The organism is Leclercia tamurae (genome assembly GCF_025566055.1).
In the GTDB taxonomy this organism is placed as follows: domain Bacteria; phylum Pseudomonadota; class Gammaproteobacteria; order Enterobacterales; family Enterobacteriaceae; genus Enterobacter; species Enterobacter tamurae.
This window is the reverse complement of the sequence record NZ_JAMHKS010000078.1, coordinates 21784-45339: the sequence shown is the minus strand read 5'-3', so window position 1 is coordinate 45339 and position 23556 is coordinate 21784. Positions and strand designations below refer to the sequence as shown.

The following is a 23556-nucleotide window of genomic DNA, read 5'->3' as shown; positions in this document are numbered from 1 at the left end:
AGTCAGTAAAATTTAAAAGGTAGAATGCTATGTCTCTTATTCAGAACCCTGTACTCCCTGGTTTTAACCCGGACCCAAGCATTATCCGTGTTGAAGACACTTACTATATCGCAAACTCAACATTTGAGTGGTTTCCTGGCGTTCGTTTACATGAATCAAAAGACCTGCAAAACTGGAATCTGCTGCCCAGCCCATTGTCTACAACAGCGCTTTTAGATATGCGAGGCAATCCTTCGTCAGGGGGAATTTGGGCACCAGCACTCTCTTACGCCGACGGTAAATTCTGGTTGGTTTACACCGATGTGAAAATCACAGAAGGTGCTTTTAAGGACATGAAAAATTACCTGACCACCGCCACCGATATTCGTGGCCCCTGGTCAGATCCCATTAAACTTAACGGCGTCGGATTTGATGCGTCACTCTTCCATGACGACGATGGGCGTAAATATTTAGTTCAACAAACCTGGGATCATCGCGAATACCATCATCCCTTTAATGGCATCACCTTAACGGAACTGGATACCCGCACGCTAAAATTAAAACCGGAGACCGCGCGGACTATTTATCGCGGCACTGTCGTTGCCCTTGTTGAGGGGCCGCATCTCTATAAACTGAACGGCTATTACTATCTTTTCGCCGCGCAGGGCGGGACGGTCTTTACCCACCAGGAAGTGGTTGCACGTTCAAAAACCCTGGAGGCCAACAGCTTCGAAACCGAGCCAGGCGAAGTATTCTTAACCAACGTCGATACGCCAGATAGCTATATTCAGAAGCAGGGACATGGCGCGTTAGTTTCGACCCCGAGCGGGGAATGGTATTACGCCTCGCTTTGCGCACGTCCGTGGAGTCGCCCGGGTGAATCAGTCTATGATCCGCGGGGTTGGTCAACCCTCGGCCGGGAAACCTCTATTCAGAAAGTCTACTGGGATAACGATGGCTGGCCACGTATTGAAGGAGGTCATGGCGGTAAAACCTTTGTCGAAGGGCCATCCGATGCCATTTTTACCGAGAGCGCAAAAGATCATAGCCAGCACGACGATTTTAACACTGCGACACTCGATATTAACTGGAATACCCTTCGCGTGCCGTTCACCGAAAAAATGGGGACCACAGGCGATGGCAAGCTGACGTTAAATGGACAAGGTTCTTTGGCGAATACCCATGACCTTTCTTTGATTGCCCGACGCTGGCAAGCCTTTTATTTTGATGCGCAGGTTAAAGTCAAATTTAACCCGTTTAATTATCAACAGATGGCAGGTTTGACGAATTATTATAATGACCGCCACTGGAGTTTCGTGTTTATCACATGGAATGAAATCAGTGGTTCTGTCATCGAAATAGGTGAGAATAACCGTGGTAAATACACCTCTTATTTGAAAGATAACGCGATTAAGATCCCCGCAGGGACAGAATACGTCTGGTTCCGCACCAAAGTTCGGAAGGAGAGTTATACCTATGAATACAGCTTTGATGGCGTCTCTTTCACTGAGATCCCTGTCAAACTGGATGCCGCGGTTCTCTCAGATGACTATGTCCTGCAAAGCTATGGTGGGTTCTTTACCGGCGCCTTCGTTGGCCTCGCGGTGGTCGATTACTCGGGTTACGATGCCAGCGCAGATTTTTATGACTTCGTTTATCAGGAGCTGGGCGACAGGTTGACGGCGGATGATGCCTGGAGCTGGGACGCAAGCGAATCGCGGTTTGATTAAATAAAAGAAAAAGCCCTGCGATATTGCTATCGCAGGGCTTTCAAATTTGGCGGAAGCGTAGAGATTCGAACTCTAGAACCCTTTCGGGTCGCCGGTTTTCAAGACCGGTGCCTTCAACCGCTCGGCCACGCTTCCTAAGTGAGGCGAACTATAAACACCTCCGTGTACGCTGTAAAGTATGCGCACAATCGTTCGCCTGAAAAATAGCCAAAATGCGTTTAATCGGTTGAATAGACAACACTCTGGCCATTTTATCGGCACCAAATCTTACCACCGGCCCTTAGTGCTTTTTGATATACATCTCTTTGGTGTAGTAGTACCCCAGCTTATCCGGCGTAAAGCCCCCTACCCACGGCTTCACCAGGTGGGTACGAACGTAGTGATAAACCGGGATCGCCGGTACGTCCCGGGCGAGCAGATCTTCAGCCTGCTGGTAGAAAGTGCCGCGCTCGGCGGTGGTCTTCGCTTTTGCCGCATTGACCAGCGCCTCGTCATAGGCCGGGTTGCTGTACTGGCTGGTGTTCTCGCTGTCGCCGGTACGGAAGTTATTCAGGAAGGTAGCCGCATCGTCGTAGTCGGCGATCCAGGCGTAGCGCACGGCGTCAAAGTTGTGGGTGTGCATGGTGTCCAGCATCGTTTTCCACTCCTGGTTTTGCAGCTTCGCCTCCACACCGAGGTTTTTCTTCCACATTGAGCTGGCGGCGATGGCAATGCGCTGGTGCGACTCCGAAGTGTTATACAGCAGCTTAAAGCTCAGCGGGTGGCTGTCGTTATAACCCGCCTCGTTCAGCAGCTTCTTCGCTTCGGCAATGCGTTTCTCCAGCGGCCAGCTGGCGTAGTCCGGGTTGTTTAGTTTGACGCCGCCGATATCGGGCTGGCTGATAACCCACGCCGGACGCTGCCCCTGCCCTAACACTTTCCCGGCGATAATCTCTTTATCCAGCGCCAGGTTCAGCGCCTGACGCACGCGCGGATCGTTAAACGGCGGACGGGTAGTGTTGAATTCGTAGTAGTAGGTTGCCAGCTGCGGGGAGACATCCAGCTCGCTGGCCATCGTTTTTTGCAGCTGGGCAAACTGGTTGATCGGCACGGTGTAGACAATATCGATTTCGCCCGCCTTGTAACGGTTCACCTCGGCGGCTTCGGAGGTGATCGGCAGGTACGTCACCTTGTTGATCATCGTATGGGCATTATCCCAGTAGCGCGGGTTACGCTCGGCAACGATCCGCTCGTTGACCACCCACTGGCTGAGGGTATAGGCCCCGCTGCTGACAAAGTGCTCCGGCTTGGTCCACTTATCGCCATAGCGGCCAATCAGCACCTTATCTACCGGCACCAGCGACGGGTGCGCCAGCATGGCAAGGAAGGCCGCGTTAGGCTGGGTCAGCGTCACTTCCAGGGTGGTGTCGTTCAGGGCTTTTACACCGAGAGTATCGGGCGTTTTTTTGCCCTGGGCGATATCGGCGGCGTTCACCAGATGCATGTTGCCGAGGTAGCTGGCATACGGCGAGGCGGTTTTCGCATCCACCAGCCGCTGCCAGCTCCAGACTACGTCCTGGGCGGTGATGGCGGTGCCGTCGCTCCAGGTAATGCCCGGGCGGAGATGAAATGTCCAGACGGTGTTGTCTTTGTTGTCCCATTTTTCCGCCAGTCGCTGCTGGATCTCGCCGTTCGGGGAGACGCTGACCAACCCGTCGAATAAATCGCTGATAATATTGAATTCGACATCGCTTTCGACTTTATGCGGATCGAGCGATGCCGGTTCGTTGCCATTATTCCTGACCAGTACCTGCTTCTCTGCCAGCTCAGTGCCTGCCGGTACGCTGGCGGCAAAGGCCGTTGCGCTTGCGCAAAGGATGCCTGCCGTCAGCAAAGAGAGTGTAAATATAGCGCGTGATGATGATTTCATGTCCTTCGCCTTATAGTGTAGTTGTGACGATGCAAAATAACTCTTAGCGTTGCGACAGGAATAAGGCAATATATTTCAGTGACCTATAAGAGCTTGATCTGATTAATCCCGACAAAGCGCGGTTCGTTCTGCATAGTGGACGTTGTGGAACATTTCATGCTAGCTCTGTCCCTAAGACGCTGAGTAAAGATGGGTAAAACCACTTTGTAACCGGCGCGTCGTTTCCTATTCTTGCCGTTAATTACATCTGTCATAAGAGAGTGACTCATGGATCGTATTATTAGTTCTTCACGCGACCGCACATCGCTACTCAGCACCCACAAGGTGCTGCGCAATACTTACTTTATGCTCAGCCTGACGCTGGCCTTCTCCGCGCTGACGGCAACCGCCAGCACCGTGTTGATGCTGCCGTCTCCGGGGCTGATCCTGACCCTGGTCGGCATGTATGGTCTGATGTTCCTGACTTACAAAACCGCTGACAAACCAGTAGGTATTCTGTCCGCGTTCGCCTTCACCGGTTTCCTGGGCTACATCCTGGGGCCAATGCTTAACACTTACCTGTCTGCCGGGATGGGCGATCTGATCGCTATGGCGTTGGGCGGTACGGCGCTGGTGTTCTTCTGCTGTTCTGCCTACGTGCTGACCACCCGCAAAGATATGTCTTTCCTCGGCGGTATGCTGATGGCAGGCATCGTGGTGGTGCTGATCGGTATGGTGGCGAACATCTTCCTGCAGCTGCCGGCTCTGCACCTGGCTATCAGCGCGGTGTTCATCCTGATCTCCTCCGGGGCGATCCTGATGGAAACCAGCAACATCATTCATGGCGGTGAGACCAACTACATCCGCGCTACCGTGAGCCTGTATGTGTCGCTGTACAACATCTTCGTCAGCCTGTTGAGCATCCTGGGCTTCGCCAGCCGCGATTAACCGACAGTGCTGTATAAAAAGCCCCGCTTATGCGGGGCTTTCTTTTTTGGTAAACTGCCGCGGTTTTCGATAAACCTGTGATGATTATGCTGAACTTTGACGGTAAAGAGATTGAGACCGATAGCGAAGGCTATCTGAAAGAGACCAGCCAGTGGAGCGAAGGCCTGGCGACTATTATTGCCGAAAAAGAGTCGATTGCCCTGACGCCGGAGCACTGGGAAGTGGTGCGGTTTGTGCGCGATTTCTATCTGGAATTCAATACCTCCCCCGCCATCCGCATGCTGGTAAAAGCGATGGCCAATAAGTACGGCGAGGAGAAAGGCAACAGTCGCTACCTGTACCGTCTGTTCCCGAAAGGCCCGGCAAAACAGGCGACTAAGATCGCCGGCCTGCCTAAACCCGTGAAATGCATTTAATAGCGAATACCGAAATTAACGTAGTCCCGGTCGGGTTGATGCGGCTCTGACAGAACCTTTTCAACCCGGGCGATGCGCGGCCCGCCCGCCTTAAGCCAGTCGAGCAGTTTGTCGACCTGCTCCGCCTCTCCGCAGGCCACTACCTCGACGCTACCGTCATCCATATTGCGCGCGTACCCGGTCAGCCCCAGATCGGTAGCTTCACGCTGCGTGCTGTAACGAAAGCCAACTCCCTGAACCGTGCCGTGAACCCACGCGATCGTGCAGACTTTTGCCATTTTTCTTCCCCTTATTTGTGCCTGACCCTGAACAAAAGAATAGCAAATTATGGCCAGACAATTAGCGTAAGGTTTTGGGTAAGCAACCGTAATGCTGGCGGAAACGGGCCGTAAAGCGCGAGCTGGAAAGGTACCCGCACTGCAAGGCAATCTCCCCGACAGGCAGGCGGGTTGACTGTAACTGAGACAGCGCAACTGCCATGCGCACCTCCTCCACAATCTGGCGAAAGCTGTGGGACTCTTCGCGCAGTCGTCGACGTAAGGTCGGCACGCTGACCGCCAGACGACTGGCTACGTCCTGTGCGGTCCATGCCCGGGCGGGGGAGATCATGATGAACTGCCGCACCTGCTCCGTAAGATTGACGTTGCGCTCAATAAGTAGCGGCCCTGCTACCCCGTCATGCAGCAACGCCAGCAGCAGCCCAAAGGCCTGATGCTTTTGCAGCTCATCAGGAAAATCATGCCGCACCGCATGCAACAGATTACCCCACATAAAGGCCAGCCCTTCGCTGAGCGGCGCACAGAGCGAGTCTGTTTTGCTCCGCGGCCAGGACTGCAGATAGCGGGTTTTAAACTCCGCAATAATCTCTGGTGACAGCAGCAGCAAATCCGAATGAAAAATGCCCTGCCCAGGCTGATTAATGATCTCCATCGGCGTATTCGCCGGGATGATGATTAACGCATCGGGCGTGGCCACCAGACGGCTATCCTCATGAATAATCACCTTGCTGCCGTGCCTAATATGACAGATGGCAGGATAAAAAAGCTTAACCTGATGCAGGCGATGCATTTTGCTGGCACTGACTTCAGCCGCAGTCAGATGTTTATGTTGAAAATGAAAATCCTGCACCAGGCCACCTCTATCTTGCGTATGTTGCGGTTAATTGCGCTTTTGCCAGCGCGTGGCTGTTGAGCATGAAGCCGACCAGTGCGCCGCTGGCGCTCTTATCGATGGGCAGCGTAGCCACATCCAGCGCCCAGACGGTAATCTGGTACGGGTGAGGCTTGTCCCCTTCCGGCGGGCACGCACCGCTAAAGCCAGCGTAACCGAAATCATTACGTCCCTGCACCGCCCCTGCAGGCAATTTCTGGTTATTCTGGTCTCCGGCCCCGGCAGGGAGTTCCCGCGTTTGTGCTGGAATGTTAACTACCGTCCAGTGCCACCAGCCGCTGCCGGTAGGCGCCGCGGGGTCATACACCGTGACGGCATAACTTTTGGTGCCCTGTGGCTGATTTTTCCATATCAGCTGCGGCGATTCGTTGCCGCCATGACAGCCAAACCCGTCGAAGACCTGATTCTGCGTTAATTGCTTTTCGCCAGAGATATCCTGGCTGCTGATACTGAAAGGTAATGCCGCTGAGACCGTAAAACTCATCCCCGCCAGAGTGGCTACTGCGATTGCACTGTGCTTTTTCATTAGAGTTTCCCTTTGCTGGACTGGAAACACCAATGTAAAACCCGCGGCGAATGAGTAATGTGCCTGAGCGATTTTAATTTGTGCCGAAACGCTCAACTGTGTCCGCAGATGATTGCCCCTGACCATCTGTGCTACTCTACGCGCCATTTCCCTGGAATCGACAGAAAAGTAAATTATGAGTGTACGTTTAGTGTTAACCAAAGGGCGCGAGAAATCCTTGTTGCGCCGCCATCCCTGGGTCTTCTCCGGCGCGGTTGCGCGTATGGAAGGCAAAGCCAACCTCGGTGAAACTATCGATATCGTTGACCATCAGGGTAAATGGTTAGCGCGCGGCGCATACTCGCCAGCGTCCCAGATCCGCGCGCGCGTCTGGACCTTCGATAAAGATGAAACCATCGACATCGATTTCTTCGTTCGTCGTCTGCAGCAGGCGCAGCAGTGGCGCGACTGGCTGGCAAAACGCGACGGGCTGGACAGCTATCGTCTGATCGCCGGTGAATCCGACGGTCTGCCAGGCGTGACCATCGACCGTTTTGGCAACTTTCTGGTGCTGCAGCTGTTAAGCGCAGGTGCAGAGTATCAGCGTGCGGCGTTAATCAGCGCCCTGCAGACGCTGTATCCAGAGTGCGCCATATACGATCGCAGCGACGTTGCGGTGCGTAAAAAAGAGGGCATGGAACTGACCCAGGGTACGGTGACGGGCGAACTGCCACCTGCCCTGCTGCCGATTGAAGAGCACGGCATGAAACTGCTGGTGGATATTCAGGGTGGCCATAAAACCGGTTACTACCTCGATCAGCGCGACAGCCGTCTGGCGACCCGCCAGTACGTTGCCGACAAACGCGTGCTGAACTGCTTCTCCTACACCGGCGGCTTTGCGGTCTCGGCCCTGATGGGCGGTTGCAGCCAGGTAGTGAGCGTCGATACCTCTCAGGAAGCGCTGGATGTGGCGAAGCAAAACGTTGAGCTGAACAAGCTGGATCTGAGCAAAGCCGAATTTGTTCGCGACGATGTCTTCAAGCTGCTGCGCAAATACCGCGATCAGGGCGAGAAGTTTGATGTGATCGTGATGGACCCGCCGAAGTTCGTTGAAAACAAAAGCCAGCTGATGGGTGCCTGTCGTGGGTATAAAGACATCAATATGCTGGCGATCCAGCTGCTTAACCCCGGCGGCGTGCTGCTGACCTTCTCCTGCTCCGGCCTGATGACCACCGAATTGTTCCAGAAAATTGTCGCGGATGCCGCTGTAGATGCCGGGCGTGATGTACAATTTATAGAGCAGTTCCGTCAGGCGGCCGATCATCCGGTGATCGCTACCTATCCGGAAGGGCTGTATCTGAAAGGATTTGCCTGTCGCATCATGTAACTTGAAAAGTGGAATGTTGCCCACACCTATAGTGTAAGTAACGTTTCCCGGGAGGTGACTATGATTGCCAGCAAATTCGGTATCGGCCAGCAGGTCCGCCACTCCCTGTTAGGATACCTGGGCGTGGTCGTGGATATCGACCCGGAATATTCTCTCGATGAACCGTCAGTGGATGAACTGGCGGTCAACGCAGAACTCCGCGCCGCCCCCTGGTACCACGTGGTGATGGAAGACGACGAAGGCCAGGCCGTGCACACCTATCTTGCCGAAGCCCAGCTAAGTGGCGAGCAGCAGGATGAACACCCTGAACAGCCTTCCATGGATGAACTGGCGCAAACGATCCGCAGACAGTTACAGGCTCCGCGCCTGCGTAACTAACGAGAACCCGGTAGCCGATGGCTGACCGGGTTTTTTATTACTTCGCCATCCCCAGGCGTGGGATCTCAATCGCCGGACAGCGATCCATCACCACATTCATCCCCGCGTCACGCGCCAGCACCGCCGCCTGTTCATTAATCACCCCAAGCTGTAACCACAAGGTTTTCGCCCCAACCGCAATGGCTTCCTGCGCGACACCCCAGGCGGCTTCCGAATTACGGAACACATCCACCATATCGATTTTTTCCGGTACCTCCGCCAGGGTGCCGTACCCCTGCTGGCCTAACAAGGTTTTGCCTGCCACTTTAGGCGAGACCGGGATCACGTGATAACCCTGATCGAGCAGATATTTCATGACCCGATAGCTCGGCCGATCGGGCTTGTCACTCGCCCCCACCAGCGCGATGGTTCGGGTGGTGGAAAGGATCTCAGCAATATCATTCTGTTTCATGAATTTCCTCCTGGCGTGTTCAACTTCAATACCAATACAGTGAGCGCAACCTGCCATCCCATACGTCTGCATGAGGGCAAATTGCCCGATTATGTCTATATGTTAGTAAATATGATTAGAGAAAAATTTTGATACATTCTTCGTGGCATGTGTCTTTTAAGAGGGCTTTTTATGAAAACCGGCATTGCCTGGAGTCTGTTTGCGCTGCTCATGCCGGTTTGCGTTTTTGCCACAACGCTGCGGCTCTCTACGGACATCGACCTGCTGGTGCTGGACGGAAAAAAAGTGTCAAGTTCACTGCTGCGCGGTGCGGACAGTATAGAGCTCGACAACGGTCCCCATCAGATTGTGTTTCGGGTAGAGAAGACCATTCGCATCGGCAATCATGAAGAACGGGTCTATATCTCCCCTCCGCTGGTCGCCAGCTTTAACACCCAACGTATCAGTCAGGTTAATTTTAGCCTTCCCCGGCTGGAAACAGAAAAAGAGTCGCAACTTTTTGATCATTCACCGCATATTGAACTGCTGGATGGCGATGCGACGCCGATTCCGGTGAAGCTGGATATTCTGGCGATCACCGATACTCCATCGGGCGTCAACTATGAATACGATACCGAGCGTTATAACAAAGCCGGTCAGAGCGCCTCGATACCGCAATTTTCCACCACCATGGCCGATGACAGCACGCTGTTATCCGGCGTGTCCGAGCTGGATATGCCGCCACCGCAGTCGCAGAATCTGACCGAGCAGCGGCTCAAGTACTGGTTTGCCCAGGCCGATCCCGAAACCCGTAACCGATTTCTGCAGTGGGCGAAGCAACAACCCTCGTCCTGAGCCGCATTTTTTAGCCCTTTCTCTTGCAGCGTCAGGCGCTTCCAGTAATCTGTAACCAGTTAACTAACGGATAGAGATTATGGAACTCACAACTCGCACCCTGCCAGACCGCAAACATATCGCGCTGGTGGCGCACGATCACTGCAAACAGATGCTGCTCAACTGGGTTCAGCGTCACAAATCCCTGCTGGAAAAACACCGGCTGTCCGCCACCGGGACCACCGGTAACCTGATCCAGCGCGAAACCGGGCTTGAGGTCAATGCCATGCTGAGCGGCCCACTGGGCGGCGATCAGCAGGTGGGCGCCCAGATTTCGGAAGGGAAGATTGATGTGCTGATCTTCTTCTGGGATCCCCTGAATGCGGTCCCGCACGACCCGGACGTTAAAGCGCTGCTGCGCCTGGCGACGGTGTGGAATATCCCGGTCGCCACCAACCTGTCTACGGCGGACTTTATAATTGCCTCACCGCAGTTCAACGACCAGGTGGAGATTCTGATCCCGGATTATCCGCGCTATCTGGCTGAGCGTCTGAAGTAAGTGTTTCCTGCCGGGTGGCGGCTTCGCCTTACCCGGCCTACGGTTTCCGCGCTACGGTTTCCGCGCTACCGGCACATCGATGTTTTTCAAAATGTCCACAAAACGCGAAGGCTGTTCTTTATTAAACAGCAGCCAGACGCGGTGACGGGCACGGGTGATCGCCACATACAGTAACCGGCGCTCCTCGGCATCGGGAAAATCTTCTACCGCAGGCAGCAACGCCTGTTCCATCACCGATTCGCGCGCAGGGGCCGGGAAACCATCGCTTCCTTCCTGCAACCCCACCACGATCACATAATCCGCCTGCTGGCCCTTGCTGGCATGAATGGTCATAAAATCCAGCTGCAGTTTCGGCCAACGGGTGGCGGCTTTCTCCAGGCTGGCGGGCTTAAGATGGTGATAGCGCGCCAGCACCAGAATGCGCTCCTCCGGTCTGGCGTAACCGCTCAGTTTATCCAGCAGAGCATCAAGCTGATCCTCTGCCAGCAGCGTGACCGCTTTTTTGTCACCGGCCGACAGGCTGTTTAACGGTTTTGCCAGCTGATGCGGGTTCTGCTGGATAAACCGGTTGGCGATCTCACCGATCCGGTTATTGAAGCGGTAGGTGGTGTCGAGGTCGCAGCGATCGCCTTCGCCAAAATAGTGGTGGAACGCGGTCGTCAGTGACAGCTGAGCACCGCTAAAGCGATAGATCGCCTGCCAGTCATCCCCCACGGCAAAGAGAGTGGTGTGTTTATTCTGCGCCCGCAGCGCCGCCAGCAGGGCCGCGCGCTGAGGAGAGATATCCTGAAACTCATCCACCAGAATGTGCTTCCACGGGCTGATAAAGCGGCCTTTTTCGAGAATAACGATCGCCTGATGGATCAACCCGGAAAAGTCGACGGCATTTTCATCCTTGAGAGCGGTTTTCCACGCTTTTAACAGCGGGGCCATCAGCTTCACCCGCTTAGAAAACAGGGCCCGGACCTCTTCGGGTGCCCCGGCAATCATCTCGGCCTGCGCGCCGCCGTGCATCCGCATCAGGCTCACCCAGCGATCGAGCCGCGGAGCCAGTCGGCGGGCCAGCTTTTCGTTTTGCCAGAAACTGCCTTCCGGCACGCTCCAGTCCAGCTCCTCTTCCAGCCACTGACGCCAGCCTTTAGCCTGCGCTTTTTTCTCGCTGCACTGCTGTTGCCAGGCCTCGATAAAAATTTGCTGCCGCGCAACGGTGTCATTCTCCAGCTGGCTGACGACCGGCACCTTTTTGCTTCCCTGCTGAATGATGTGCAGGGCCAGGGAGTGGAAGGTTCTGGCGGTAATGTCGCGGGTGTGCAGCCGGGCCTCGATCCGCTCATCCATCTCCTGGGCTGCCTTGCGACCAAACGCCAGGAGCAGAATTTGCTCGGGAGCGGCTTCATTGCGGGTGAGAAGCCAGCCTGCCCGCGCCACCAGGACTGAAGTTTTGCCGCTGCCGGCCCCCGCCAGCACCAGCAGCGACTGCTCGCCGTTTACCACCGCCCGGGCCTGGGCCGGGTTCAGGGGCGATGACTCAATACCGGCAAAAAAGTCGGCGTACTGGCTGAGCATGGCGGTGGTCCAGGCCTGGTTATGCGCCAGCCGGCTCTGGTCAATATCCTCCAGCCAGGCCTGGCACTGACGCCAGGCATCCCGACAGTTATCAAACTCGTCCAGCCGCGAGACCGACAGCGGGAGCGCCTCTAGCGCCTGGGTGATTTTTTGCTGCAGGCCCAGCGTTTTCTCCCGGGTCAGCCAGCTGTTTTGCGCGTTGCTGGTGGCAATGTCATTCAGCGCATTTTGCAGCACCTGCGCCGCCACCTCGCTCATTTCAGCACTCCACTGCTGCCAGAGCGTATTCAGATGGTGGTGAAAACGCTGGGTTTCCGCCCACTCCGTCCCGTGCAGGCGCACCACTTTCTCTTCGGGCAGGACAAACTCCAGCTCGCCCCAGACCAGGCCGCGCTTACAGTGAATGGCCAGCAGCTGGTTGAAGGGAATGAGATACTCGTGGCGTTCGCCGGAGACTTTCACCCCGGCGTTAAGCAGAACGACTTTGTCGTACGGATGTTGTGCCAGGCGTTTGCCTAACGAAGTTGCTTTCAGTTCCATGTCCAGCCCGATCCACGACGTGAATAATTGCCTGATAGTTTAACTGCCAGTTTTCAGGTGCTCCAGCGCAAAAAAACGTTACAATCAGCAGGGCTTCAACATTATGGAAAGAATTGAGGTTTTATGCGTACCGTTCTGAATATTTTGAATTTTGTGCTGGGTGGTTTTGCCACCACGCTCTCATGGCTGCTGGCGACGCTGATCAGCGTGGTGCTGATCTTCACCCTGCCGCTGACGCGCTCCTGCTGGGAGATCACCAAACTTTCGCTGGTCCCGTACGGTAATGAAGCGGTTCACGTGGATGAGCTGGAGCCTGGCAGCAAAAACGCGCTGTTGAATACCGGCGGGACGCTGCTCAATATTGTGTGGCTGATCTTCTTCGGCTGGTGGCTGTGTCTGATGCACATTGCGGCGGGGATCGCCCAGTGTCTGACGCTTATCGGGATCCCGGTCGGGCTCGCCAATTTTAAAATTGCCGCCATCGCCCTGTGGCCTGTCGGACGCCGGGTCGTCCCGGTGGAAGTGGCCCGCGCCGCGCGGGAAGCTAATGCCCGCCGTCGTTTTCCGTAACAAGGATCCCGAGCGCTCATGCTAAGCCCGCTGCTTCGCCGCTACACTCTCAACAGCGCCTGGCTATATAACGTCAGGATCTTTATTGCCCTGTGTGGCAGCACCGCCCTGCCCTGGTGGCTGGGCGACGTGAAGCTGACCATTCCGCTGACGCTGGGCGTCGTGGCCGGGGCACTGGCCGATCTGGATGACCGTCTCGCCGGTCGGCTGCGCAATCTGGTCATCACGCTGATCTGCTTTTTTATCGCCTCGGCGTCGGTGGAACTGCTCTTCCCGTGGCCGTGGCTTTTCGCCCTCGGGCTGATGCTCTCCACCAGCGTCTTTATCCTGCTGGGTGGTCTGGGACAGCGTTACGCCACCATCGCCTTTGGCGCGCTGCTGATTGCTATCTATACCATGCTGGGGGTGACGCTTTACGACCAGTGGTATCAGCAGCCGGTGCTCCTGTTGCTGGGAGCGGTCTGGTATAACCTGCTCACTCTGGCCGGGCACCTGATCTTTCCCATTCGTCCGCTGCAGGACAATCTGGCCCGCAGCTATGCGCAGCTGGCACATTATCTGGAGCTCAAATCCCGGCTCTTTGACCCGGATATTGAAGATGACGGTCAGGCACCGCTGTACGATCTGGCGCTGGCGAACGGCCAGCTGGTGACCACGCTGAACCAGACCAAAGCCTCCCTGCTCACTCGTTTACGCGGCGATCGCGGGCAGCGCGGCACCCGCCGGACCCTGCACTACTACTTTGTGGCGCAGGATATCCACGAGCGCGCCAGCTCCTCGCATATTCAGTACGCCGATCTGCGCGAGAAGTTTCGCTATAGCGACGTGATGTTTCGCTTCCAGCGCCTGTTGTCCATGCAGTCGCAGGCCTGCCAGCAGCTGTCGCGATCCATCCTGCTGCGCACCCCCTATCAGCACGATCCGCGTTTTGAGCGGGCCTTCACACACCTGGATGCGGCTCTCGATCGCGTCCAGGCCAGCGGGACCTCTGCTGAACAGATGAAAGCGCTGGGTTTTCTGCTGAATAACCTGCGCGCCATTGATGCCCAGCTCGCCACCATCGAATCCGAGCAGGCGCTCGCCATGCCCCGCAATGATGTGGAAAACCAGCTGGCCGACGACAGTCTGCACGGTTTCAGCGATATGTGGCTGCGCTTAAGCCGCAACTTTTCGCCGGAGTCTGCCCTGTTCCGCCATGCGGTGCGAATGTCGGTGGTACTCTGCATTGGCTATGCCTTTATACAGATAACCGGGCTTAACCATGGCTACTGGATTTTGCTGACCAGTCTGTTTGTCTGCCAGCCCAACTACAATGCTACCCGCCACCGGCTGGCGCTGCGTATTATCGGCACGCTGGTGGGGGTCGCTATCGGGCTGCCCATCCTCTACTTCGTCCCCTCTCTGGAAGGCCAGCTGATCTTAATTGTGATCACCGGGGTACTGTTTTTTGCGTTTCGCAATGTGCAGTACGCGCATGCCACCATGTTTATTACCCTGCTGGTGTTGCTCTGTTTCAACCTGCTCGGGGAAGGTTTTGAAGTGGCTCTGCCGCGCATCATCGATACCCTGATCGGCTGTGCCATTGCCTGGGCCGCGGTGAGCTTTATCTGGCCGGACTGGCGCTTCCGTAATCTGCCGCGGGTGCTGGATCAGGCGATGAATGCCAACTGCCGGTATCTGGATGCCATTCTTGAGCAGTATCATCAGGGCCGCGATAATCGTCTGGCGTATCGCATAGCCCGGCGTGACGCTTACAACCGCGATGCGGAGCTGGCATCGGTGGTCTCGAACATGTCCACGGAGCCGCGGGCCACAGCGGAAACGCGCGAAGCCGCATTTCGCCTGTTGTGCCTGAACCACACCTTTACCAGCTACATATCGGCCCTGGGCGCACACCGCGAGCGGCTGACCAGTCCGGCTATCCTGGCGTTACTTGATGACGCCGTTTGCTATGTCGATGATGCGCTTCATCAACGTCCAGCGGATGAACCTCGTGTTCAGCAGGCCTTGTCCGAACTGGCGCAACGCATTTCGCATATTGAACCGGGTGCCGAGAGCAAAGCTCCGTTAGTGCTGCAGCAAATCGGTCTGCTTATCGCGTTGCTACCAGAAATTTGTCGATTACAGCAGCATGTTAATCAACTGCCGGAGTGAGGGCTGTTCTCCACGGGCAGCCTTTTGTACCACTCCACCAGCTCCTGGCGTCTGATCTCCGGGAGCGCCGCTTCATGCAGCCCGACGATGGCCCCCTCCAGCGCAAACAGCACCTTGTAGCTCAGATGCCTGTTAAGTTCTCTGATCTTCAGCCAGCACTGCTCGGCGCCGAGGGCGCGTAACGCCTCTTCGTCGGTGATGCCCGCTTCGTTCAGCAGGATCTCAAGTTGAAAGGTGAGATTGGGTAAATCTTTCAGCCTGTCACGTTTGTACCGCTCGCGGCGCTCCCGTCGTGCGGCTTCCAGGGCAAAGGAGGAGAGCTGCAGAAACTTATCCTGATCCTGCCAGAGCGCCTCATCGACACGGTAATAATTGAGCAAAATCGGGCGCCCTCTTTTAACCAGCGTTAAGTAAGAGGACCTATTTTTGACACAATACTGTGCGCTCTCTTCACAGGCGCGCAGGTATAACTCGCCGTCTGATACCATCGCAAAGACCGCGTCATCCACCGCCAGGGTGTACCCGCCAAACAGGGCGCGATGCTGGACTTCACCAAGGGGTGAAAGATATTTCGTAGATTGATAGATCCGTTCATAAGATAACTTTTTCATGATATTTCCCTTTTAAATCATGCAGTAATAGTGAAGTCATTGGTTAACGGATCCGTTAGTCAAAAAATAGGTAACTTATGATCGAACGGCAAGATGATTTTTCAATCCGCCTGAATAACAACCCAAATTTGCGAGGAGCTTTCCGAAATTGAGGTTGATCTTTAGACGTACAGGGGTTACTGTATATCCATACAGTAACTACAGGGCTGGATTGATTATGTACTCTTCAGGCTATGCAAAGCGTTCCACAACTTTCTCTTCTTCCGCCGGTAAAAGTGCACGGAGTTCCGCTGCTTACATGTCTACCGGGTTGATCAGTGAAGTGCTTTACCGTGAAGACCAGCCCATGATGACGCAGCTGTTATTGCTGCCGCTGTTACAGCAGCTTGGTCAACAGTCTCGCTGGCAGCTGTGGCTCACGCCGCAGCAGAAATTGAGTCGGGAATGGGTGCAATCTGCAGGTTTACCGCTCACCAAAGTGATGCAGGTTAGCCAGATGGATCCCTGCCATACTGTAGAATCTATGGTGAGGGCATTGCGTACCGGCAATTACAGCGTGGTGATTGGCTGGTTTACGGAAGAATTAACCGAAACGGAACAACATCGCCTGGCCGAAGCGGCAGAAGAAGGTAACGCATTGGGCTTTATTATGCGTCCCGTTCGGATGAATGCTCTGGGCAACGGACACCTATCTGGGCTAAAAATTCACTCAAATTTGTATCACTAAGTAAAAATAAGAGTTTTCCTGGAATTTTTTTTGCAAGCGCTGTACGCCGTTGGTTCCATTTCTAAAAGCCGCGACAAGTCTTGTCTGCCGCGGCTTCCTCCAGTTTAGCACGCCTAAAACTTCGCCCTAAATGTTAAATATTGTGTATACAAAACTTTTTTTTTCATATGCCTGACGGAGTTCACACTTGTAAGTTTTCAGGTACGTTGTAGACTTTACATCGCCAGGGGTGCTCGGCCTAAGCCGAAGATATCGGTAGCTTTACTCTTTGTCCCCGCCCCCCGGTGAAGGATTTAACCGTGACTCTCATTGAGATTCTCATGGCGATTTTTGGATGATAACGAGGCGCAAAAAATGAAAAAGACAGCTATCGCGATTGCAGTGGCACTGGCAGGTTTCGCTACCGTAGCGCAGGCCGCTCCGAAAGATAATACCTGGTATGCAGGTGGCAAACTGGGCTGGTCTCAGTTCCATGACACTGGCTGGTATAACGACGCTCTGAACAACGACGGCCCAACTCACGAAAGCCAGCTGGGCGCAGGCGCGTTCGGTGGTTATCAGGTTAACCCGTACGTTGGTTTCGAAATGGGCTACGACTGGCTGGGCCGCATGCCTTACAAAGGTGACAACGTTAACGGTGCTTTCAAAGCACAGGGCGTTCAGCTGACTGCTAAACTGGGCTACCCAGTAAATGACGCTGTAGACATCTACACCCGTCTGGGCGGCATGGTATGGCGTGCAGACTCCAGCAACAGCATCGCTGGCGACGACCATGACACTGGCGTATCTCCAGTATTCGCAGGTGGCGTTGAGTGGGCAATGACCCGTGACGTTGCTACCCGTCTGGAATACCAGTGGGTTAACAACATCGGCGACGGCAACACCGTTGGTGTTCGTCCAGACAACGGCATGCTGAGCGTAGGTGTTTCTTACCGTTTCGGCCAGCAGGAAGAAGCAGCGCCAATCGTTGCTCCAGCTCCAGCTCCAGCTCCAGAAGTACAGACCAAGCACTTCACTCTGAAGTCTGACGTTCTGTTCAACTTCAACAAATCAACTCTGAAACCAGAAGGCCAGCAGGCTCTGGATCAGCTGTACACCCAGCTGAGCAACCTGGATCCTAAAGACGGTTCCGTAGTTGTTCTGGGTTACACCGACCGTATCGGTTCTGACGCCTACAACCAGGGTCTGTCCGAGAAACGTGCTCAGTCTGTTGTTGATTACCTGATCTCTAAAGGTATCCCAGCTAACAAGATCTCCCCACGTGGTATGGGCGAATCTAACCCAGTTACCGGTGCTACCTGTGACAACGTGAAACCTCGCGCTGCACTGATCGACTGCCTGGCACCAGATCGTCGCGTAGAGATCGAAGTTAAAGGCATCAAAGACGTTGTAACTCAGCCAGCGGCATAAGTTATCGTCTGACAAAAAACCCCGCCATGTTGCGGGGTTTTTTATTGCCTGAAGGAAAGGTAAACGCTACTTCTTACTGGAGAGCAGCGCCTGAAGATCGGTTTTCAGGGTCGACATCTGACTGGCGTACTTCTCTTTATGTTCCGCATCTTCAATCAGCTGGACGATAGTTTCTGACAGGGTTTTTCCGCGGCGCTGGGCCAGTCCGGCCAGACGTTGCCAGACCATAAACTCCAGATCGATCGACTTCTTCCGCGTATGCTGGTGCTCAGCATTAAAATGCCGTTTTCGCCGCGCACGGATGGTCTGCTTCATGCGGTTCAGTAGCGCCGGATTGATGTGTTTATCTATCCAGCCGTTGACCAGAATGGGTTCGTTTTCGAGGGTCAGCAATAAATCTACAGCTTCTTTTGCAGCACTGGCTTCGAGGTAGCACGTGATCAATTCCCCTTCACGGTGTTTTTTGACCAGATACTTCCATTTCCAGCCGCTTTCGAGATTTTCCAGTTGTTGGTATTTCATTGCGATCTCAGTGTGACCGTGTAACTGTGTTCAGAATATCAGTTTTTTGGCAATCTGCTGAAAAGAAATCATATCCTGTGATACGTGGCGATGCATTCATCTCCGGAAACGCCCATTCCCTCATGGGCAGAGCCTGCGCCTTACGGTATACTCCATCGTTTTACTTCTGACTAAAAAACATCAACTTTGACCATTACGAAACTTGCATGGCGTGACCTGGTTCCGGATACCGAAAGCTATCAGGAACTGTTTGCACAGCCAGATCTCGCGAAAGAACACGAATACATCCTCAGTGACACACAGCCCCGTTTGCATTACGCAATGGAGCAGGTGTTGAGCCCGTGGGCAACCTCACCGTTCATGTTGTTGAAAGCGCCAGACGAAGCGGAGTACCTGAATCTTCTGGCGGATGCCATGCGGCAGCTGCAACCAGAAACCGGGACGGTCTTTGGGGGTGAATACCGCATCAGCGGACACACTGTCACCTTTGAACCGGCGACCGTACCCGATGGCCGTTTTGCGGTCACAGGCAGCATCGTTCCGGCAGGCTGGACAGAAGCAGAACAACTGTTCGGTTGCCTGCGCCAGTTTAATGGCGAGTTGACCCTGCATCCTGGCCTGGTGCATCAGGCCAACGGCGGCGTGCTGCTCATCTCGCTGCGCACCCTTCTGGCCCAGCCTCTGCTGTGGATGCGCCTGAAAAACAGCGTCAGCCAGCAGCGCTTCGACTGGGTGGCGTATGATGAGTCGCGCCCTCTTCCGGTTGCTGTGCCTTCTATGCCACTCTCCCTGAAAGTGTTGCTGATTGGCGATCGCGAAGCGCTGGCCGATTTCCAGGAGATGGAACCTGAGCTGGCCGATCAGGTGGTCTACAGCGAGTTTGAAGACAGCACGCAGATCGCGGATGCCGAAGATATGCTGCAATGGCTCCAGTGGGTGCATGCCGTTTGCGAACGCGCGCAGTTGCCAACCCCGGCAGCCGATGCCTGGCCGGTGCTGATCCGCGAAGCGGTACGCTACACCGGCGATCAGGAGACCCTGCCGCTTTGTCCTCTCTGGCTTGGCAAGCAGCTGCGTGAAGCCGCAGCCATGACCGAAGACGACACCATTACCGGCGAACAACTCTCCCAGATGCTGGTGCAGCGAGAGTGGCGCGAAGGCTACCTTGCCGATCGCATGCAGGACGAGATCCTGCTGGAGCAGATCCTGGTCGAAACCGAAGGTGAACGCGTCGGACAGATCAATGCCCTGTCGGTGATTGAGTTCCCGGGTCATCCGCGCGCCTTTGGCGAGCCGTCCCGCATCAGCTGCGTCGTGCACATCGGTGACGGTGAATTTATCGATGTGGAACGTAAAGCCGAGCTGGGCGGGAACATTCACGCCAAGGGCATGATGATCATGCAGGCTTATCTGATGTCGGAACTGCAGCTTGAGCAGCAGATCCCCTTCACCGCCTCGCTGACCTTCGAGCAGTCCTACAGTGAAGTCGATGGCGACAGCGCCTCGATGGCTGAACTGTGCGCATTAATCAGTGCCCTGGCCGATGTGCCGGTGAATCAGAGCATTGCCATCACCGGTTCGGTGGATCAGTTTGGTCGCGCGCAGCCGGTCGGCGGTCTGAATGAGAAAATTGAAGGCTTCTTTACCGTTTGCCAGCAGCGCGGACTGAGCGGTAAACAGGGCGTTATTATTCCCCTGCCGAACGTGCGTCACCTCAGCCTCAGTCAGGAACTGCTGACCGCGGTAGAAGAGGACCAATTCAGCCTCTGGGCAATCGAAGATATCGCAGATGCGCTACCCTTACTGACAAACCTGGAGTGGGATGCCGAAGGGCAGAACACGCTGATGCACAGCATCCAGGAGCGTATTGCGCAGGCAACACAGCAGGAAGCACGCCATCGTTATCCCTGGCCGTTACGCTGGTTGAACTGGTTCACGCCGAACTGATCGGACTTGTTCAGCGTACACGTGTTAGCTATCCTGCGTCCTTCACTAAAATAAGGCATACTGAGAACATGGTAGATAAACGCGAATCCTATACAAAAGAAGATCTTCTTGCCTCTGGTCGCGGTGAACTGTTTGGTGCGAAAGGCCCGCAGTTACCGGCCCCGAACATGCTGATGATGGACCGTGTCGTTAAGATGACGGAAACCGGCGGCAACTTCGATAAGGGTTACGTAGAAGCAGAGCTCGATATCAACCCAGACCTGTGGTTCTTTGGTTGCCACTTTATTGGCGATCCAGTGATGCCAGGCTGCCTGGGTCTGGACGCGATGTGGCAGCTGGTTGGTTTCTACCTCGGCTGGCTGGGTGGAGAAGGCAAAGGCCGCGCCCTGGGCGTTGGCGAAGTGAAATTCACCGGTCAGGTTCTGCCTACCGCGAAAAAAGTTACCTACCGTATTCACTTCAAACGCATTGTTAACCGTCGCCTGATCATGGGCCTGGCGGATGGCGAAGTGCTGGTCGACGGTCGTCTGATCTACACGGCGAATGACCTGAAAGTGGGTCTGTTCCAGGACACTTCCGCATTCTGATTTTTGCTTTTACCAAAGCATAAAACAGCGAAACCTCCGCACTGCGGAGGTTTCTTTTTTTAAAGAGACGGTATCAAGCAAGTACTGCCCTGTCTCCGATGGCTTCTCGCCAGCCCCCTAACCATTGCGACCTTTGATTGATGGTCTGATAGGGACACATTTCTTTAGAACGTCCGGCGATGCCAGCCTGATAACCACGTTGATGAGCCCTTTCAAGGCGATCTCGTTTCTGTCTCTTCATGCCTCGTTTCCCTCATTATTTGATCTGGTGGAAAAGAAAACAGTGATTACAAAACATGCAACCACAGATAACGAATACCCTGATTCCCGCGTAGCGTCAATGCGCAAAATTCACGCCAGTGTCATAAATGTGACCTGGTCAGAAGTTCATTTGTACAAAAAGTGTGATGCGGCACAAGTAACGGCCTGAGCATAAAACGAAAAAAAGCCGCAATTAGCGTGACGCTAAGTGCGGCCTGGTGCGATGAATTTTACTTATGGCAGACGAGAAATCTCTCTGGCAATACTGGCGGACTCCTGCGCCCACCCCTGTGCCAGCACTTTCACCATCTCATCATAACCATCCTTTTGCTGGGTTAACTCCAGATGGAAAGGCCGCTTTATCAGGTGGCCCTGATGATTCAGCAACCATTCACCACTGACAATCACCCTGCCATCATAGCGACCATGGAAGTTGGTCACGTTGACGTTGAGCGTATCCTGGTCGCTACCCAGCGGCTGCGACGCCACCACCCATCCCGGCAGCTGGCTGCCGAGATTGGCAACCAGCGTGTTGCGCAGCTGCTGATCCAGCGGGCTGGCCCACAGGTTGTTATTGGCGATGACATACTGCACATCGCTGGTTTGATAAACCACACCATTACCGGCCAGGTAATCCGGAACCGCCACCTGCTCTACCCACAGCAGGCGGTTCCCCTGACTGGCCACACTTTGCCCGCCCGCCTGCGCGGCCACAGGCAGCTGGTAATAGCTTTTGTTCTCTGCTGAGCTACAGGCGGTCAGGAGCGCCACTGCGGTGATCATTAGCCACTTTTTCATTATTTAGCCCCCTTCGGCTCAGGGTCCTTTTTGTCTTTCGCTTCGAATACCAGCGCGTTGCTCTTGGTGTTCAGCGTCTTCAGCACCGGCTGCAGTTCACGCAGAACCTGATCGAGGCGCTGCATATCCGCCACCATCTTGTTGTACGCTGCTGAACCCGGCTGGAAGCCCTGCATACTGCGGTTAAGCTCACGCAGCGTCTTCTGCATGTCCTGCGGCAGCTGCTGCATCGACTGGCTGGCGGTCAGATTGTTGAGATTATCCAGCGTGGTCTGCAGACGGCGCATCGTCGCCTGGCTCTCGCTAAGCGTATTGGTGGCCTGCTCAATCATCGGGTTAAGCGGCAGATTGTTGATCTTATCCAGCGTCTCCATCAGACGCTGCTGGATCTGCGCCAGACCACTGCTCACGGTCGGGATGATTTTATAGCCTGAAAACTCGCGGATCTCTTTGACTGGCGGCTCTTTCGGGAAGAAGTCCATATCCACATACAGCGCCCCGGTCACCAGATTACCGGTTTTGAGAGAACCGCGTAGGCCACGCTTCATCAACCCTTCAATGTGCTGAGCGATATCAGGCGTATCGCCAATCTGGTTAATCAGACGCTCCGGCTCGATGCGGATTAGCACCGGAATACGGAAATCGTCATCCAGCATCTGACGCATCCCCGGCGCGAAGAACGGCACCTTGCCGACGGTGCCGAGACGGATGCCGCGGAATTCAACCGGCGCTCCCGGCTGCAGGCCACGGACCGAATCCTTGAAGAACATCAGATAGTCGATATGGTCGGTATAGAGCGAATCCTGAATGCTCCTCTGATCGTCATACAGTCTGAAGGCGGTCTTTTGCGCCACCGGCTGCCCCTGATCCATCCCTTCCGGCACGTCAAAGCTCACCCCACCGCCAAACAGCGTGGAGAGTGAACCCATCTCGACACGCATTCCCGCGGAGGTTAAGTCCACGGCGATGCCGCTGTCTTTCCAGAAGCGGACGTTGCCAGTGACCAGACGATCATTTGGCGCATTGATAAACAGCTGATAGCTGATGGTGCGTTTTGTCGCATCAAAGGTGCTGGTTTCAACCGAGCCCACACGATAGCCGCGGAACAGCACCGGATCGCCCGGGCTGAGCTGTCCGGCTTTTTTACTGTCGAGGATCACCCGAATACCCTTCGCATCCGGCGGTGCCAGCGGCGGTGAGTCCAGTAGCTGATACTGCCCCGGCTGGGAGCCCTTTTTCCCCGGCTGCAGCTCGATATAGGCCCCGGAAAGGAGCGTGCCCAGGCCGCTAATGCCTTCACGACCCACCTGTGGTTTCACCACCCAGAACACCGAGTCGCCGTGCAGCAGCTTCTCCATGCCAGCATTGAGGCGGGCTTTAATTTCAACGTGCGTCAGGTCATCGGTCAGGGTCGCACTCTCGACCACCCCCACATCCACGCTGCGGCTTTTGATGGTCGTTTTACCGCCCTCAATCCCCTCGGCGTTAGTGGTGATCAGCGTCACTTCCGGCCCCTGATGGCTGTAATGATAAAACAGGATCCAGGCACCGATCAGCGCGGTCACGATGGGGAAGATCCACACCGGCGACCAGTTTCTGACCTTCTGCACTTTCGCCTCTCCACTCTTATTTTCCATGC

24 protein-coding genes and 1 tRNA gene are annotated in these 23556 nt (G+C 55.0%); 13 read left to right on the top strand and 12 right to left on the bottom strand.

Features of this window, described 5'->3' with window-relative positions; translation table 11 throughout:
• Positions 1-29: 29 nt before the first annotated feature.
• Positions 30-1709 carry a glycoside hydrolase family 43 protein gene (locus M8318_RS20050; protein ID WP_262664197.1) on the top strand — a complete coding sequence of 560 codons (1680 nt, stop codon included), beginning with the start codon at positions 30-32 and terminating at the stop codon, positions 1707-1709.
• Between the two features lie 47 nt (positions 1710-1756).
• Here the strand turns inward: M8318_RS20050 and M8318_RS20045 are convergent.
• A tRNA-Ser gene (locus M8318_RS20045) sits at positions 1757-1844 on the bottom strand.
• A gap of 145 nt (positions 1845-1989) precedes the next feature.
• Entirely contained in the window at positions 1990-3618 is a 1629-nt protein-coding gene (locus M8318_RS20040; protein ID WP_262664195.1) for an ABC transporter substrate-binding protein, read from the bottom strand.
• A 267-nt stretch (positions 3619-3885) separates the two neighbouring features.
• Between M8318_RS20040 and yccA the strand changes: the two genes are divergently transcribed.
• Together yccA and tusE are read left to right on the top strand one after the other, a co-directional pair.
• Entirely contained in the window at positions 3886-4545 is a 660-nt protein-coding gene (gene yccA / locus M8318_RS20035) for an FtsH protease modulator YccA (protein WP_262664193.1), read from the top strand.
• A gap of 86 nt (positions 4546-4631) precedes the next feature.
• A complete protein-coding gene (tusE, locus tag M8318_RS20030) occupies positions 4632-4961 on the top strand; it encodes a sulfurtransferase TusE (protein ID WP_262664190.1) in 330 nt (109 codons plus the stop codon).
• On the opposite strand, the gene yccX is transcribed toward tusE, so the two are convergent.
• The 3 genes from yccX to M8318_RS20015 form a co-directional block, all read right to left on the bottom strand.
• Positions 4958-5239 carry an acylphosphatase gene (gene yccX, locus M8318_RS20025; protein WP_262664188.1) on the bottom strand — a complete coding sequence of 94 codons (282 nt, stop codon included), beginning with the start codon at positions 5237-5239 and terminating at the stop codon, positions 4958-4960. The two genes, tusE and yccX, sit on opposite strands and share 4 nt — an antisense overlap.
• A gap of 61 nt (positions 5240-5300) precedes the next feature.
• Positions 5301-6029 carry a helix-turn-helix transcriptional regulator gene (locus M8318_RS20020; protein ID WP_269468461.1) on the bottom strand — a complete coding sequence of 243 codons (729 nt, stop codon included), beginning with the start codon at positions 6027-6029 and terminating at the stop codon, positions 5301-5303.
• Positions 6030-6099: 70 nt separating this feature from the next.
• Positions 6100-6657, bottom strand: a complete 558-nt coding sequence (locus M8318_RS20015) for a YbhB/YbcL family Raf kinase inhibitor-like protein (RefSeq protein ID WP_262664186.1) — start codon at positions 6655-6657, stop codon at positions 6100-6102.
• Between the two features lie 175 nt (positions 6658-6832).
• Here M8318_RS20015 and rlmI point away from each other — a divergent pair, with 175 nt between their 5' ends.
• Both rlmI and hspQ read left to right on the top strand, forming a co-directional pair.
• Positions 6833-8023 (top strand): 23S rRNA (cytosine(1962)-C(5))-methyltransferase RlmI, encoded by a 1191-nt coding sequence (gene rlmI, locus M8318_RS20010; protein ID WP_262664185.1) that lies wholly within the window; start codon positions 6833-6835, stop codon positions 8021-8023.
• A 60-nt stretch (positions 8024-8083) separates the two neighbouring features.
• On the top strand, positions 8084-8401 hold the full coding sequence (hspQ, locus tag M8318_RS20005; protein WP_106992630.1) for a heat shock protein HspQ: 318 nt from the start codon (positions 8084-8086) through the stop codon (positions 8399-8401).
• Between the two features lie 37 nt (positions 8402-8438).
• Here hspQ and M8318_RS20000 read toward each other — a convergent pair whose 3' ends face one another.
• Positions 8439-8852, bottom strand: coding sequence for a CoA-binding protein (locus M8318_RS20000; protein ID WP_106992629.1), 414 nt, complete (start codon positions 8850-8852; stop codon positions 8439-8441).
• A gap of 171 nt (positions 8853-9023) precedes the next feature.
• On the opposite strand from M8318_RS20000, the gene csgI reads away from it, so the two are divergent.
• Positions 9024-9686, top strand: coding sequence for a curli synthesis inhibitor (gene csgI, locus M8318_RS19995; RefSeq protein WP_106992628.1), 663 nt, complete (start codon positions 9024-9026; stop codon positions 9684-9686).
• A gap of 79 nt (positions 9687-9765) precedes the next feature.
• Positions 9766-10224: a methylglyoxal synthase gene (gene mgsA, locus M8318_RS19990; protein WP_106992627.1), complete on the top strand. Its 459-nt coding sequence runs from the start codon at positions 9766-9768 to the stop codon at positions 10222-10224.
• Positions 10225-10275: 51 nt separating this feature from the next.
• Here the strand turns inward: mgsA and helD are convergent, their stop codons facing one another.
• Positions 10276-12330: a DNA helicase IV gene (gene helD, locus M8318_RS19985; RefSeq protein ID WP_106992626.1), complete on the bottom strand. Its 2055-nt coding sequence runs from the start codon at positions 12328-12330 to the stop codon at positions 10276-10278.
• Positions 12331-12453: 123 nt separating this feature from the next.
• On the opposite strand from helD, the gene M8318_RS19980 reads away from it, so the two are divergent.
• The gene (locus M8318_RS19980; protein ID WP_106992625.1) at positions 12454-12900 is read left to right on the top strand and encodes a YccF domain-containing protein; all 447 of its coding nucleotides are present in this window, start codon (positions 12454-12456) and stop codon (positions 12898-12900) included.
• An 18-nt stretch (positions 12901-12918) separates the two neighbouring features.
• Positions 12919-15054 carry a YccS family putative transporter gene (yccS, locus tag M8318_RS19975; RefSeq protein ID WP_262664179.1) on the top strand — a complete coding sequence of 712 codons (2136 nt, stop codon included), beginning with the start codon at positions 12919-12921 and terminating at the stop codon, positions 15052-15054.
• On the opposite strand, the gene M8318_RS19970 is transcribed toward yccS, so the two are convergent.
• Positions 15039-15665, bottom strand: coding sequence for a TfoX/Sxy family DNA transformation protein (locus tag M8318_RS19970; protein WP_262664178.1), 627 nt, complete (start codon positions 15663-15665; stop codon positions 15039-15041). The two genes, yccS and M8318_RS19970, sit on opposite strands and share 16 nt — an antisense overlap.
• Positions 15666-15882: 217 nt before the next feature.
• Between M8318_RS19970 and sulA the strand changes: the two genes are divergently transcribed.
• Together sulA and ompA are read left to right on the top strand one after the other, a co-directional pair.
• On the top strand, positions 15883-16392 hold the full coding sequence (gene sulA, locus M8318_RS19965; RefSeq protein ID WP_262664176.1) for an SOS-induced cell division inhibitor SulA: 510 nt from the start codon (positions 15883-15885) through the stop codon (positions 16390-16392).
• A 354-nt stretch (positions 16393-16746) separates the two neighbouring features.
• Positions 16747-17802 (top strand): porin OmpA, encoded by a 1056-nt coding sequence (ompA, locus tag M8318_RS19960; RefSeq protein ID WP_166182048.1) that lies wholly within the window; start codon positions 16747-16749, stop codon positions 17800-17802.
• Between the two features lie 66 nt (positions 17803-17868).
• Here the strand turns inward: ompA and matP are convergent, their stop codons facing one another.
• Positions 17869-18324 (bottom strand): macrodomain Ter protein MatP, encoded by a 456-nt coding sequence (matP, locus tag M8318_RS19955; RefSeq protein WP_106992620.1) that lies wholly within the window; start codon positions 18322-18324, stop codon positions 17869-17871.
• A gap of 186 nt (positions 18325-18510) precedes the next feature.
• Here matP and M8318_RS19950 point away from each other — a divergent pair, with 186 nt between their 5' ends.
• Positions 18511-20271: a Lon protease family protein gene (locus M8318_RS19950; RefSeq protein WP_262664173.1), complete on the top strand. Its 1761-nt coding sequence runs from the start codon at positions 18511-18513 to the stop codon at positions 20269-20271.
• Between the two features lie 68 nt (positions 20272-20339).
• Positions 20340-20858, top strand: coding sequence for a bifunctional 3-hydroxydecanoyl-ACP dehydratase/trans-2-decenoyl-ACP isomerase (gene fabA / locus M8318_RS19945; protein WP_000227926.1), 519 nt, complete (start codon positions 20340-20342; stop codon positions 20856-20858).
• Positions 20859-20931: 73 nt separating this feature from the next.
• Here the strand turns inward: fabA and rmf are convergent, their stop codons facing one another.
• The 3 genes from rmf to pqiB all read right to left on the bottom strand — a co-directional run bounded on the left by rmf (position 20932) and on the right by pqiB (position 23554).
• Positions 20932-21099 carry a ribosome modulation factor gene (gene rmf, locus M8318_RS19940; RefSeq protein WP_032617397.1) on the bottom strand — a complete coding sequence of 56 codons (168 nt, stop codon included), beginning with the start codon at positions 21097-21099 and terminating at the stop codon, positions 20932-20934.
• Between the two features lie 254 nt (positions 21100-21353).
• Positions 21354-21917: a membrane integrity-associated transporter subunit PqiC gene (gene pqiC / locus M8318_RS19935; RefSeq protein WP_262664166.1), complete on the bottom strand. Its 564-nt coding sequence runs from the start codon at positions 21915-21917 to the stop codon at positions 21354-21356.
• Positions 21917-23554, bottom strand: coding sequence for an intermembrane transport protein PqiB (gene pqiB, locus M8318_RS19930; protein ID WP_262664164.1), 1638 nt, complete (start codon positions 23552-23554; stop codon positions 21917-21919). The genes pqiC and pqiB overlap by 1 nt, the downstream gene beginning before the upstream one ends.
• Positions 23555-23556: the final 2 nt, after the last annotated feature.